Consider the following 12,586-nt stretch of genomic DNA (forward strand, 5'->3'; position numbering starts at 1 on the left):
AGGATCAACCCATTCCGAAAAACTTCTTGAAGCGCGTGAACATGCCTTTCTTCTGATCAAGCAGCATTAAAGGAACGGTATCCCCCAATATGCGCCGGGCAATATTCCGGTAAGCGATCGCCGCCCGGGATTCGGGATTCATCACGGTAGGCTCTCCGCTATTCGCCGCTTTGATAACAAGCTCATCATCAGGAACAATGCCGATCAGATCAATATTGAGCACCTGAAGTATGCCTTCAATATCCAGCATGCTGCCCGATTTCACCATATCTACCTTGATCCGGTTAACGACGAGCTTCGGCGAGCCGATGTGCGAGCTCTCCAGAAGGCCGATGATGCGATCCGCATCCCTTACGGCAGCATGCTCGGGCGTCGTGACAACGATCGCTTGATCCGCTCCGGCGATCGCGTTCTTGAACCCTTGCTCTATACCGGCAGGACAGTCGATGATCACATACTCGTATTCTTTTTTCAGCTCAAGAACAATATCCTTGACCTGCTCGGCCGAGACGGCATTCTTGTCCTTCGTCTGGGCAGCCGGCAGCATGTATAGCTCATCAAAGCGCTTATCCTTCACCAAAGCCTGGTTCAATCGGCAGCGCCCTTCGGCAACATCAATCAAATCATAAATAATCCGGTTCTCCAGCCCCATCACGACATCGAGATTTCGCAGGCCGATATCCGTATCGACAAGGCATACCTTCTTACCAAGCAGCGCCAGAGCCGTACCGATATTAGCGGACGTTGTCGTCTTGCCGACACCGCCCTTGCCCGAAGTGACAACGATAGCTTCTCCCATAGTTTACACCCCTTTGAACATCTTAAAGTCCGGACGAACCCGGGTTATGTTCGTTATTTTGTCAATTTGCATCTTCCCGTCACGTAAAAAAGCAAATTCCATGCTGCCTTCACGATGCTCCCATTCATCCGGCGGCCGGCTATACACCTCTGCGATGCGCAGCTGGGTTGGCGATAAATACGAAGCGGCTATGATCGACTCTTCCTTGCCCTCGGCCCCGGCATGAGCCATCCCCCGGAGTGCCCCCAGAATAAACACATCCCCGGTGCAGGTAATCGTCCCCCCCGGATTGACGTCTCCCAGAAACAGCAGATTGCCGTCATGGTGCAGAGCCTGACCGGAGCGGACAATCCCGGTCATCGTCGTCAGCTCCTCTTCCTTCGGCCGGTCGTTCTCCGCTAGCGGCGATTCTACAGACCGAACCAGCAAATTGCCTTTTTGCTTCAATATATCAAGGATCATTTCCTTCTGCGCATCCGTCACAATTCGCTTGCCCAGTTTGACATCGACATGGATAATCGGACCTGTCAGTATGTTCTGATGGCTGTGCTCCACCTTGTACCGAAGCTCATCCAGAAGCTGCTGTAATTCACACTCATCGTCAAGCAGGAAAACCAGGCCATCCTTGATGCCCTTGATCGTAACGTGGTTAGATTTCACTGTCATAAGCCTGTCCCCCCCCCTCCTAATCAATTCGTGCAGAGGCTGCAAAGTTCCTGCTTGCCTAGGGAAAAGCACGAAAGGTCAGGCTTGGCTCTGGGAGGAACGATGCTTGGTGATCAGCTCAAGCTGGCGCCTGAGAGGCACGTAAATGGCCAGAGCGAATACAAAATGAACAAATACATTCGGGATAATATGATTCATCAATGCCCAGGTATAAGGCTGATGGGTCAGCTCAAACAACGAATACGTACCAAATAGAATCGAGTCGAGCAGCAGGCTGCCAATAATGACGACGATCATCATCAGCGGCAGCGGCGCCCTTGGCGAACGGAAGACGAGTCCGAGCAAATAGCTGGACAGCCCCATAGCAAAGGAGTAAGCCCCGATGATCGACCCGTAGTACACTACATCCTGCAGCAGCCCGAATAACAGTCCAAGCACCAGGCCGCTATGCCGGTTATCGTAAACGGTGATGAACAATATCGCAATGTAGGACAGGTGGGGAACGATGCGCGTCTGCCACGCACCGGGAATAAGCCAGGGAACGACCGTCCCCTCGACAATGAACAGCACGAACAGCAGCAGGATCAGCACATGCTTACGTCTATTCCTCACTATTCCAAGACCTCCGGTGTATACACCACAATCAGCTCTTTCCAGTCCATGAAGCTGGCCGCCGGCTCAATATAAGCCGTATACGTCATCCCGTACTCCCCAACCTGAATGTCCTTGACCTTGCCGATAACCATTCCGCGCGGGAAGGCGCCGCCGACGCCAGAGGACACGATCGTATCGTCGATGGCAATCGTCGATGGGTCATCGATTTTGTTCATCAGGAACATTCCCTTGTCGGGATCAAACGTCTCTACGACGCCGAACACCTGATTCTCCTTCCCCTGGGCCGTGGCTGAAATGCCGTTGGAGTTCGGGTCCTTCGCATCCATGGTCGTCAGCAGCTTGACGGTGGACGTAAAATTGCTGACCCGGCTAACTGTACCTACAAGTCCTTCAGCCGAAATAACAGCATACCCTTCCTTGACGCCGTCCTTGCTCCCCAGATTCACTTTAATTGTCCGGTTGATCGGATCGTTATTTACGCTGACCACCTGGGCGATCCGGTAGGTGTAATTGTATTGATTCTTCTGGGCTTCTGTAAAATCGAGCAAATCAGTCAGACGGGCGTTCTCCTGCTCAATCCGATTATAGATGGCTTTATCCCGGGTATAGTGGGCCAGCGCAATCTTCAAGCTCTCATTCTCCTCCTGCAGGGCGCGCAGGTTGGATAAGTCATGGATCAAGCCCGCGATATATGAGGTAGGCTTATAGAAAATGGACTGCACGAAGCCGACTGTATCCTTCACGAACTTCTCCGGCCATGACAAATTCGCCCGGGGTCCGAGCGTAAATCCCATGATGGCGATAAAAAGAATGAGTCCCATAAGCAATATAAACAGTCTTTTGTTGCCAAGCAGCTTAAACAGTTTAAGCACCCTCCAACCTTACAAATTCTCCTCTCCACGAGTCCAACTATATTACTATAGAAAAACGGCACAGCCGTCCAATTCAGGACGGCGCCGTTTTATCATGAATAGTGCGTGTTCCCCCGGATCGCCTGCGCTGAATTAGCGCTTGCGAAGGGCCGAACTGCTTCTTGATTTGAACAAATGGATATTATCGAGAGCTCTCCCCGTGCCGATGGCAACGCAATCAAGCGGATGCTCTGCTACGATGACAGGCATGCCCGTCTCTTTGGCCAGAAGCTTGTCGAGATTGCGCAGCAGCGCACCGCCGCCCGTCAATACAATGCCGCGATCCATAATATCGGCAGCCAGCTCCGGCGGACACTTCTCCAGCGTCACCTTCACCGCCTCCACGATCGCATTGACCGTATCGCCCAGCGCCTCGGTAATTTCATCGGAAGTGATGGAGATGGTTTTGGGCAGCCCGGTCACGAGGTCGCGGCCCCGGATCTCCATCGATTCCACCTGCTCGAGCGGAAGCGCCGAGCCGATATCCATCTTGAGCTGCTCCGACGTTCTCTCTCCGATCATAAGATTATATTGGCGCTTGATGTATTGAATGATAGATTCGTCCATATCATCGCCAGCTACGCGGGCGGACTTGCTGGTAACGATGCCTCCGAGCGAAATTACAGCAACCTCCGTCGTACCGCCGCCGATATCTACGACCATGCTGCCGGTCGGCTCCCATACCGGAAGATCGGCGCCGATGGCCGCCGCGAACGGCTCTTCGATCGTGTAGGCTTCACGCGCCCCAGCCTGCTTCGTAGCATCCTCAACCGCCCGCTGCTCAACGGCCGTAATGCCGGAAGGCACGCAGACCATGACGTTCGGATGGCGCTGAAACAAGGAACGCTGCTTCTGAGCCTGGCGAATAAAATATTTAATCATCGTCGCAGTCGTGTCGAAGTCGGCGATAACGCCGTCCTTCATCGGACGGATGGCGCGGATGTTGCCCGGCGTTCTGCCGATCATTTTCTTAGCCGATTCCCCGACCGCTACAATGCTCTTATTGTCCGTATTTACCGCTACAACTGACGGTTCTCTCACTATGATGCCTTTACCCCGAATATAAACGAGCGTATTCGCCGTGCCCAAATCAATCCCTAAGTCTTTCGTGAAACCACCTAACATGCTGTAATCTTCCTTTCCTTCTGTATCTGGTCTATTATATTACATCAAGCCTTGCTCCTTCAAACTTACGAACTCCCCGTCTCCGATCACAATATGATCCAGCACGTCGATGCCGATAATTTCACCGGCCTCGCATAAGCGCCGGGTCATCTGGACATCCTCCGGGCTTGGCGTCGGATCCCCGCTCGGATGGTTATGGGCACATACAACAGATGCGCTGCTGCATTTAATCGCCGCACGAAACACCTCTCGCGGGTGGACGATCGAGGAATTCAGGCTTCCGATCGAAAGCGTCTCCTGAGCAATGATATGATTTTTCGTATTTAAAAATAAACAGACAAAATGTTCCTTCTGCAAATAGCGCAGCTGTTCCATAAGAACATCCGCCGCATCGCGCGGACTGCGGATGACCTGAACCTCGGGCAGCCGTGCTTTGGCCAGCCTTTGTCCAAGCTCGACTCCCGCCTTAAGCTGCACGGCCTTGGCCGGGCCGATGCCCTTCAGCTCCATCAGCTCGTCCAAACTGAGATCCACCAGATTGCGGATTCCGCCGATTCCGCTCAGAACACGCTGAGCCAAATGAATCGCCGATTCATCCCGGGTGCCCGTGCGGAATAAAATCGCCAGCAGCTCTGCATTGCTAAGCGAGCCGGCTCCGTATTGCATCATGCGTTCTCTAGGTCTTTCTTCAAAAGGCATATCGCGCAGCAGATATTGCGGCATATCCATTCATATCCCTCGCTTCCGAATGATTAGGCGTTTATCCGGATAACCGGACGCCTGCAAAATTCATGGCGGAAGGATATGCTTTATCTCTTCCTCTTTGTTAAAACGTACATATGCAGTTATTTGTTACATCCAAATTCACTTCAGCCTTTGGCTCTATCCCGGATATTCGGTCACTTCAAAACCGGAATTCCGAAGCGGCCGAGCATTTCGCTGAGCAAGGACAGCGGCAGGCCGACAACATTGAAATAGCAGCCTTCAATTCCCGTGACGAATATGGCCCCGAGCCCTTGGATCGCATAAGCTCCCGCTTTATCCAGTCCCTCTCCGGTTCTGGCGTAAGCGGCGATCTCTTCCTCGGCCGCCGGCCTCATTGTGACGATCGTGCGGCGATATTCAGCTTCCGCCCTTCCCGTGCCTGCATCGATGCAGGCTACAGCGGTCAGGACCTGGTGGCTCCGTCCCTGCAAGGCGCGGAGCATGGAGGCCGCCTCACCTTCATTCTTGGGCTTGCCAAGCACCTGCCCGTCCAGGACGACGATCGTATCACTGCCGATGATAACGGCATTGCGCGATTCCGAATCCAACGCTGCATGAACGGCCTTCGCTTTGCGCAGCGCCAGCTCCAGGACGACCTGCTCCGGCGCCCACTCGCTGGGCACAGCTTCATCTGCTTTGCTCGGAACAACCTCAAACGGGATATGTAGAGTGGCCAGCAATTCCCGTCTGCGCGGCGATGTCGAGGCCAAGATAACATGTCGTGGCGATGATGCTGCAAGTTCCAAGGCAGGATTCTCCTTTACTCTTCGTTCCGGCGGGTTGACAGAGCTGTTAACCTCGCCATTTTTTGACACTTTGGCACTTCATTATTATAAGGTTAATTGAACGGCAATACAAACATAAAAAAGGCAGGGGGAACTATTTCCAATTCCCTGCCTTTTCAAGCATCCTTCAGCCCTCGTTCGCCCTCAGAATTTTCTGTTCAGCCAGAATGAATCGCATCATTTCGTTCTGGACCTCCCAGAGCATCGTCTGCTCTCCCTTCTCGTTGAACTCCTCCATCGCCTCGACCGCGCCGTTCATCGCCTTCTCCATTTCCTTCGCTTCAGCTTCCCCGGCAGCCGCCAGCTTTCCGCGAATGGCCGCGGCGCTCTTGGTCCACAGCTGATGGCTCTCCCTGAGCTGAGCGATTTCCTCGGGGCTTTGGCGCGAGGGCGAGGCTTCCCCCAGCAGGGCTGCCGAGGAAGAACTGAGCATATAGGCCAGATCCGCGCTCTGCGCCAAATACTGCTGCAGGGATTCCGCGTCTCCGTTGTATGCGACGGCAGCCGATTCGGGCAAGGATATCTCGTGCAGAATCAGATGCACGCCCCCGGTCTTCAGCCGGCCGCTGAGCAATTTTGCTTCTTCGCGGTCAGGCGAGACTCCCGCATATACCCGCTTCTCATCCACGGTATCCCGAGCTGCGGCTATGCCGGAGGCACGCAGCTGCTCCTGGGCCAGCTCTACACCCTCCGCCGTGCTGAATACGCCGTATTGCAGAAAATGATAGCTTTGCGACGGCAGGACGACGTATACGAGGGGCGCCTGCTCCTCCGTCACTGCACTGCCCAGCACGGGAATATCCGCCGCTTCCCCGGCAGCCTCCTGCTTGGGTACGCCGATCCCCGGTATGGGGATCGTGATATCCTGATTAAACATCGATAGAACGACAAAGCCGAAAAGCGCTCCTGTAAGGATGGCCCCGGTCAATGAGCCCGCAACCTTCCACCAGGACGTTCCCGTTCTGCGAATATAGTAATCTCCTCCGCCTCCCGGCTCCATATGCTCTGGAAATACCGCCACTCCCGTTCCGGTATGATCCGTAAAAGGGTCTCCCCAATAATCCCCCGTCTCCACCGCCCGGTAGGTTACGGGGCCTTCCACCGAGTCCCCGTACGCGCTCCCGGGCGAATGATCATTTCCATGAGCAGGGGATAATCCCCCCCTATGCTGATCTCTTGTCTCCTCCGTATTCCGGGCTTTCCGGCCCTGGTCATCGAACCGGAATGTCATCTTCGCCTTGTTCACGATCCGCACGCTCCTTGTCCTCTCTTCTACCGTTACAATATGAATATTTGCGAGAATATAGACCAGTTCATTTGAGCAGGGACTTTACAATTCAAAGGAACTCTGTATAATGGGAACCATTGACAACAACCGCATATCTGAAAATGCACTAGGGGTGCCTTTGCTGGCTGAGAGATCGTTCCGACGAGGAACGGTTAACCCTTTTCACCCGATCTAGATCATACTAGCGTGGGGAAGTGCGGGGAAACGATAAATGCGCTCTGCGCCTGCTTGTATATTCTAAAGCGGTCAAGGCCTGTATCGATATAACTGCACTCTTCGGGTGCGGTTTTTTTGTCGTTCATTGCATTTATGCATTTATGAAATTACCCAAGGGAGGAATAGTATCATGAGCAATTCTATTAACAATCACCCAGTTCCCGCAGCGTGCGGCAGCAGCCGGATCGTCGGCTGCCGCTTCTCGCTATTTCCGATGAGCGACCGGTTCGTGCCGATCATTCTGGGAGCGCTGGAGAAGACCGATACGTCCAAGGTATGGATTCAAAGCGATGACGTCAGCACCTGCGTGCGGGGCCGTCATGAGCATGTATTCGATGTGGTCCAATCCATATTTCTTCAAGCGGCAACAAGCGGCGAGCACGTCGTGCTTAGCGCCACCTTCTCCGTCGGCTGCCCGGGAGACACGGAGGGCGACGCCTTCATGTCCGAGGATGACGTCCGCCTGAATAAGGGGAACGGAGCGGCCGTGGATACCGCCGTCCAATTCGCGCTCTACCCGATGGGTGTGGCGAACTACATGGATGTCATCTATGATGCGGTAAAAGCCGCTGAAGCCGAGGGAACCTTCACCGGCGGCATTCATTATGCCAGCCGCTTGGACGGCGACGTCCGCCAGGTATTCCGTTCGCTTGAGAATGCTTTTGTCGCTTCGAGCGCAAAGGCTTCCCATCTCGTCATGACGACTACGATTTCCTGCAACAGCCCGTCCGCCAAACCGGACCATGCGCAAAGGAAGGGGGAATAACGATGGCATCCTGGAAGCTTCGCGATATTATCGTTCTTAGCTCGCTGTCCGTCGTATTTGCTGTCGTCTACCTGATTTTTCTCCAGGTTGGCAACGTACTCGTCGGCTTTATGGGGCCGATGGGGTATGAGGTCATCTTTGGGATTTGGTTTATCGTGTCGGTTATTGCAGCCTACATTTTGCGCAAGCCGGGAGCCGCCCTGCTGTCCGAGACGATCGCCGGAACGATCGAGGTGCTGATCGGCAACGTCACCGGCCCGATCCTCATCCTTTCGGCCTTTATCCAAGGCCTTGGCGCGGAAGCGGCGTTTGCCGCCGTAAGATATCGTTACTACAATACGCCAGTGCTGATGGGAGCAGGGGTAGGCGCCGCCGTATTCAGCTTCGCCTGGGGCTACTTCCAGTCCGGATTCGCCGCTTTATCCACAGGGCTTGTCCTTGCGATGTTCATTGTGCGCGTGATTAGCGGAGCGGTGATCGCCGGTCTTCTCGGAAAATGGATTTCCGACGCGCTGGCGCGCACCGGCGTATTAAGAAGCTTCCCCATCGGAAAAGCCGCAGCCCAGGCTGCGCATCAAAAACAATCTTCGGTGAAGCTGTAATGAATACAGGGCTCCTCAATCAGAAATCGGTGGATCATAGGACGGTCGTTTTGGAGACGAAGGATCTGTCGCTGGCTTTTGCAGAGGAGGGCGGAGAACCCGTCTTCTCCTCCATCTCCCTGCGTCTCCGTGAAGGAGACTTAATGCTGCTTCTCGGCCCCGGCGGCTGCGGGAAGAGCTCCTTGGCCCTTTGCTTAAACCGGGTGTATCCCTCGGCCATCGATAGCGTAGTGAAAGGCGGCGTTTACTTGCATGGACAATCTTTGGAGGGGCAGGATCCCGGAGCAATTGCCCAGCAGGTAGGAATCGTATTTCAAGATGTGGACAGCCAGTTCTGCATGCTGAAGGTGGAGGAGGAGCTTGCCTTTTGCCTGGAGAATATCGGATATCCCAGAGAGCAAATCGACGCAAAAATAGACGAAGCCCTGCAGCTCGTCCATTTAACCAGCTGGCGGAATGCATATATCCATGCCTTATCCGGGGGAATGAAGCAGCGGCTGGCGCTGGCCTGTGCCCTGGCTTTAAACCCGGAGGTGCTTATTCTCGACGAGCCGACCTCCAATCTGGATCCGGAAGCCTGCTGGGAATTGTCGGCCCTCATAGACTCTATACGCAAGCAGCGGCAAATGAGCATCCTGCTTATTGAGCACCAACTGGATGCCTGGATGCCCTACGTAAACCGCCTGGCCATTATGGGGAGCGAGGGCAGGCTGATTTACGAGGGAGAGCCCAGGGCTTACTTCGCCAATTTCAAAGAGGAAGCCCGGCGATTGGGAATTTGGATGCCGGGTGCTGTCCGGCTCCATGATCAGCTGCAATTGGAGAACAAGCCTTCTTGGCAGCCGATAACCCGGGAGGAGCTTGCCGAGCTGTGGCTGAATGAACCCGATTCTGCCAAAAGAGCGGTGCTGCAGCAGCTGGAGCAGGCTGAAGCCAGCCGGACAGCACAGCAGGATCCCCGCAGAAGCGATACAGACGGCACGGAACGCAGAGGCGGTATGGGTCATACGGGCGATACAGGTGATACAGACCATCTGATGCATATCGACAACCTCTCCTTTGAGCGAAGCGAAGGAAAGATCATTCTGGATCGGCTGTCGCTGTCGATCCCGGCCGGACAGTTCATCGCGCTTGTCGGACCGAACGGTGCGGGCAAATCCACCTTCGCTGCGCTCTTGTCGGGCATACTAGAGCCCTCGGCGGGAAGGATCTCCCTCGCAGGCAAAGCCCTGTCCGAATGGCCGGAGAGAGAGCTGCGAAAGCGGATTGGACTCATCTTCCAGCATCCCGAGCACCAATTCGTGACGGATACTGTCTACGATGAGCTCGCCTTCGGCTTGCGGCTGCAGAAGCTGCCTGAAGATGCCGTGGAGGAGCGGGTTCATTCGCTGCTTGAGCAGTATCGCCTGCTGCACCGCCGGAATTTCAGCCCCTTTGCCTTGAGCCAGGGCCAGAAGCGCCGCTTGAGCGTTGCCGCCATGCTGTCCGACGAGCAGCAGGTACTGATCTGTGACGAGCCGACGTTCGGGCAGGACGCCTACTCTGCCCTGGAGCTGATGAAATCGCTGCGCGCCCGGGTGGACCGCGGGCTTACCGTCATCATGATCACTCATGATATGGAGCTCGTCCAGCAATTTGCCGATCGGGTCGTCGTTCTGGGCCACGGAACCATTCAGTGGGACGGCCCCCCCGAAGATCTGTGGAATTGGCCGGAGAACGACCTGCTGGATCACAAGCTCATTCCTCCGCTTTCGGCTCAGTTGAGAAATAAGCTGAAAGCAGCGCTTCAAGAAAAACAGGAGGCTCACAAGGAGGTGCTCCTATGAAAACATCTCATGCATGGGGCGGGTTATTGAATGAAATGAACCCCTCGATTAAGGGGCTCACCGTCATTCTGGGGGTAATCCTGCTTTCACTTGCTTTCGATCCGGTGACCGTTTCCATCAGCTTGATTTATGTGCTCTCGGTCACCGCGTTATTCGGACGTATTTCCTGGCGCAGATGGCTGCTTCTGTTCGTCCCCTTCTTCATTATGGCCATCGGCTATTTCTGGACGGCGGCTCTTTTTCCGCGCTCCGATCTGCCCCAGGACTCCCCGCTGATTTTTTCATGGGGGCCGCTGAAGATGACGGAGGCCGGATTCAGCCTCGCCCTTTCGCTTGCCCTGCGCACCTTGATGTTCTCGGCGCTCTCGCTCATGTTCGTCTTGACGACCGAGCCCGTCAAGTTCATGTTCAGTCTCATGCAGCAATGCAAGCTTCCGCCGAAGCTGGCGTATGGCATCTTGGCCGGCTTCCGCTTCCTCCCCCTGTTTCGCGAGGAGCTGCGCATTATGCAGCAGGCTCACCGGATGCGGGGCATATGGCGCGAGAAGCGCAATATCCGTTCGATGCTTCATGCCTTCAAGCGGTACAGCATTCCGCTCCTGGCGAGCGCGATTCGCAAATCGGAACGCGTGGCTGTAGCTATGGTATCCCGCGGCTTCACGGGCGGCAAGCGCGATTTCTACTGCCAGTTAAAAATCCGGCCGCGGGACTGGATGTTTATGGGGATCGTGCTGTCCGGCATCGCGCTGGGTTATGCCGTATCCTTTGCGTTGGGCACCTTGACGTGGTATGGGGGGCAGCTATAGAAATCTATATAAAAGGAGCTGTTCCCTCGCAGAGGCATCTCTGCGCAGGGGACAGCTCCTTTACCGCTTGCTCTAGGCCAAGCTCTTTGCGAGCTCATGCCCAACCTTCCAAATATCACCGGCGCCCATCGTAATGACCAGGTCGCCAGACTGCAGCCTTCCTTGCAAATCCTCGAGAACATCCTGCTTCGTCGGCAGATATCTCGCTCCCGCATTGCTATTGACTTTAATCAGCTCTACCAGCTTCGAGGAATTGACACCTTCGATCTGCTTCTCCCCGGCAGGCGAGTAAATATCCGTAATGATCACTTCATCAGCCCCGCCAAATGCCCGGCTGAATGCATCCAGTAGAAAAAAGGTTCGCGAATACCGCTGCGGCTGGAACACAGCAATGATTCGTTTGCCGGTCGCCTTGGCAGCAGCAATCGTCGCTTCGATCTCCGTCGGATGGTGGGCATAATCATCGATGACGAGAATGCCCCGGCTCTCGCCAAGCACCTGAAATCTGCGCTTGGCACCATGAAAATGCTTAATGCCAGCGGCAATGTCCGCGAACGGGATGCCCGCCTCAAGACAAGCAATGACCGTGGCCATAGCATTGTAGACATTATGCCGCCCGGGAACTGAAAGTTGAATTTGGCCCAGCGGCTCCCCGCCGCGTTTCATCGTGAACGTGACCTTCCGATCCCCCAGCTCGATATCCGCCGCCGTATAATCGCAAGCTGTCTCGATGCCGTAAGTAACGACCTCGCACTGCAGCTTGGGCAGCAAATCGCGAACGTTCCGGTCATCCCCGGAGACGATCGCTTTGCCTCCCGGCTTGATCTGATTCAGGAACTGCACGTAGGCCTCCTTCAGCCTGCCGAAGTCACCGCCGTAGTTCTCCAAATGATCCGCCTCGATATTCGTAACTATGCCAAGGGAAGGATGGTACTGCAGGAAGGAGCCGTCGCTCTCGTCCGCCTCCGCTACGACGCATTTGCCCTGCCCCGCTTTGGCGTTCGTGCCGATGTCCATAATCTCGCCGCCGATAATATAGGTAGGATCCGTTCCACACTGCTCCATAACGAGGGCGATCATGGAGGAGGTCGTCGTTTTGCCATGCGCTCCCGCAACAGCAACGCCCGTGCGCTCGTTCAGCAGTCTTGCCAGCATTTGCGAGCGGTGAAGAACCGGAATTCCCTGCTCCTCCGCTTCCACCCGTTCGACATTGTCCTTCGGCAGCGCCGTAGAATATACGACCAAATCGGCCCCATGCACCTGTTCCTTGGTATGTCCAATATAAATTTTAGCCCCTTGGGCCGCCAGCTTCTCGGTCAGCTCCTGGGAAGCGACGTCCGATCCGGTTACGGTGTAGCCCATTTCCAGCATAACGCGGGCAATAGCACTCATTCCATAGCCACCGATCCCGATAAA

The 12,586-nt window shown here is 55.0% G+C and carries 13 protein-coding genes and 1 riboswitch; of the genes, 4 read left to right on the forward strand and 9 right to left on the reverse strand.

The features are described from left to right. Nucleotides 1-4: 4 nt before the first annotated feature. From minD to BN2762_RS02950, 8 genes are all read right to left on the reverse strand, one after another. Nucleotides 5-799 (reverse strand): septum site-determining protein MinD, encoded by a 795-nt coding sequence (gene minD, locus BN2762_RS02915; RefSeq protein ID WP_055105544.1) that lies wholly within the window; start codon nt 797-799, stop codon nt 5-7. Between the two features lie 3 nt (nt 800-802). Beyond that, nucleotides 803-1,465 carry a septum site-determining protein MinC gene (gene minC, locus BN2762_RS02920; protein ID WP_055105545.1) on the reverse strand — a complete coding sequence of 221 codons (663 nt, stop codon included), beginning with the start codon at nt 1,463-1,465 and terminating at the stop codon, nt 803-805. A gap of 78 nt (nt 1,466-1,543) precedes the next feature. Then, entirely contained in the window at nt 1,544-2,077 is a 534-nt protein-coding gene (mreD, locus tag BN2762_RS02925) for a rod shape-determining protein MreD (RefSeq protein WP_055105546.1), read from the reverse strand. Continuing rightward, complete coding sequence (gene mreC, locus BN2762_RS02930; RefSeq protein WP_055105547.1) at nt 2,077-2,952, reverse strand: rod shape-determining protein MreC; 876 nt, start codon at nt 2,950-2,952, stop codon at nt 2,077-2,079. Before mreC ends, mreD begins: the two co-directional genes overlap by 1 nt. Nucleotides 2,953-3,084: 132 nt before the next feature. Then, a complete protein-coding gene (locus BN2762_RS02935; protein WP_055105548.1) occupies nt 3,085-4,116 on the reverse strand; it encodes a rod shape-determining protein in 1,032 nt (343 codons plus the stop codon). A gap of 39 nt (nt 4,117-4,155) precedes the next feature. Beyond that, nucleotides 4,156-4,845 (reverse strand): RadC family protein, encoded by a 690-nt coding sequence (radC, locus tag BN2762_RS02940; RefSeq protein WP_055105549.1) that lies wholly within the window; start codon nt 4,843-4,845, stop codon nt 4,156-4,158. Nucleotides 4,846-5,015: 170 nt separating this feature from the next. Continuing rightward, the gene (locus BN2762_RS02945; RefSeq protein ID WP_055105550.1) at nt 5,016-5,627 is read right to left on the reverse strand and encodes a Maf family protein; all 612 of its coding nucleotides are present in this window, start codon (nt 5,625-5,627) and stop codon (nt 5,016-5,018) included. Nucleotides 5,628-5,793: 166 nt separating this feature from the next. Further along, nucleotides 5,794-6,912: an SPOR domain-containing protein gene (locus BN2762_RS02950; protein ID WP_230202407.1), complete on the reverse strand. Its 1,119-nt coding sequence runs from the start codon at nt 6,910-6,912 to the stop codon at nt 5,794-5,796. Nucleotides 6,913-7,052: 140 nt separating this feature from the next. Then, nucleotides 7,053-7,164: riboswitch (TPP riboswitch) on the forward strand. A 136-nt stretch (nt 7,165-7,300) separates the two neighbouring features. On the opposite strand from BN2762_RS02950, the gene BN2762_RS02955 reads away from it, so the two are divergent. The 4 genes from BN2762_RS02955 to BN2762_RS02970 are packed head-to-tail and all read left to right on the forward strand — an operon-like array spanning nt 7,301 to nt 11,170. After that, nucleotides 7,301-7,936, forward strand: coding sequence for a YkoF family thiamine/hydroxymethylpyrimidine-binding protein (locus tag BN2762_RS02955; RefSeq protein WP_055105552.1), 636 nt, complete (start codon nt 7,301-7,303; stop codon nt 7,934-7,936). Between the two features lie 2 nt (nt 7,937-7,938). Beyond that, nucleotides 7,939-8,538: an ECF transporter S component gene (locus BN2762_RS02960; RefSeq protein ID WP_055105553.1), complete on the forward strand. Its 600-nt coding sequence runs from the start codon at nt 7,939-7,941 to the stop codon at nt 8,536-8,538. Beyond that, a complete protein-coding gene (locus tag BN2762_RS02965; RefSeq protein WP_055105554.1) occupies nt 8,538-10,364 on the forward strand; it encodes an ABC transporter ATP-binding protein in 1,827 nt (608 codons plus the stop codon). The genes BN2762_RS02960 and BN2762_RS02965 overlap by 1 nt, the downstream gene beginning before the upstream one ends. Further along, nucleotides 10,361-11,170, forward strand: coding sequence for an energy-coupling factor transporter transmembrane component T family protein (locus tag BN2762_RS02970; protein WP_055105555.1), 810 nt, complete (start codon nt 10,361-10,363; stop codon nt 11,168-11,170). Before BN2762_RS02965 ends, BN2762_RS02970 begins: the two co-directional genes overlap by 4 nt. Before the next feature lie 72 nt (nt 11,171-11,242). On the opposite strand, the gene murC is transcribed toward BN2762_RS02970, so the two are convergent. Further along, entirely contained in the window at nt 11,243-12,562 is a 1,320-nt protein-coding gene (gene murC, locus BN2762_RS02975) for a UDP-N-acetylmuramate--L-alanine ligase (RefSeq protein WP_392391556.1), read from the reverse strand. Between the last annotated feature and the right edge of the window lie 24 nt (nt 12,563-12,586).

The sequence above is a fragment of the Paenibacillus ihumii genome (genome assembly GCF_001403875.1).
Taxonomy (GTDB): domain Bacteria; phylum Bacillota; class Bacilli; order Paenibacillales; family Paenibacillaceae; genus Fontibacillus; species Fontibacillus ihumii.

What these genes read in the sequence shown, in the direction of transcription:
- minD (WP_055105544.1), bottom strand. Translation starts at nt 799, where the DNA reads ATGGGAGAAGCTATCGTTGTCACTTCGGGCAAGGGCGGTGTCGGCAAG.
- minC (WP_055105545.1), bottom strand. Translation starts at nt 1,465, where the DNA reads ATGACAGTGAAATCTAACCACGTTACGATCAAGGGCATCAAGGATGGC.
- BN2762_RS02935 (WP_055105548.1), bottom strand. Translation starts at nt 4,116, where the DNA reads ATGTTAGGTGGTTTCACGAAAGACTTAGGGATTGATTTGGGCACGGCG.
- radC (WP_055105549.1), bottom strand. Translation starts at nt 4,845, where the DNA reads ATGGATATGCCGCAATATCTGCTGCGCGATATGCCTTTTGAAGAAAGA.
- BN2762_RS02955 (WP_055105552.1), top strand. Translation starts at nt 7,301, where the DNA reads ATGAGCAATTCTATTAACAATCACCCAGTTCCCGCAGCGTGCGGCAGC.
- BN2762_RS02960 (WP_055105553.1), top strand. Translation starts at nt 7,939, where the DNA reads ATGGCATCCTGGAAGCTTCGCGATATTATCGTTCTTAGCTCGCTGTCC.
- BN2762_RS02965 (WP_055105554.1), top strand. Translation starts at nt 8,538, where the DNA reads ATGAATACAGGGCTCCTCAATCAGAAATCGGTGGATCATAGGACGGTC.
- BN2762_RS02970 (WP_055105555.1), top strand. Translation starts at nt 10,361, where the DNA reads ATGAAAACATCTCATGCATGGGGCGGGTTATTGAATGAAATGAACCCC.
- murC (WP_392391556.1), bottom strand. Translation starts at nt 12,562, where the DNA reads ATGAGTGCTATTGCCCGCGTTATGCTGGAAATGGGCTACACCGTAACC.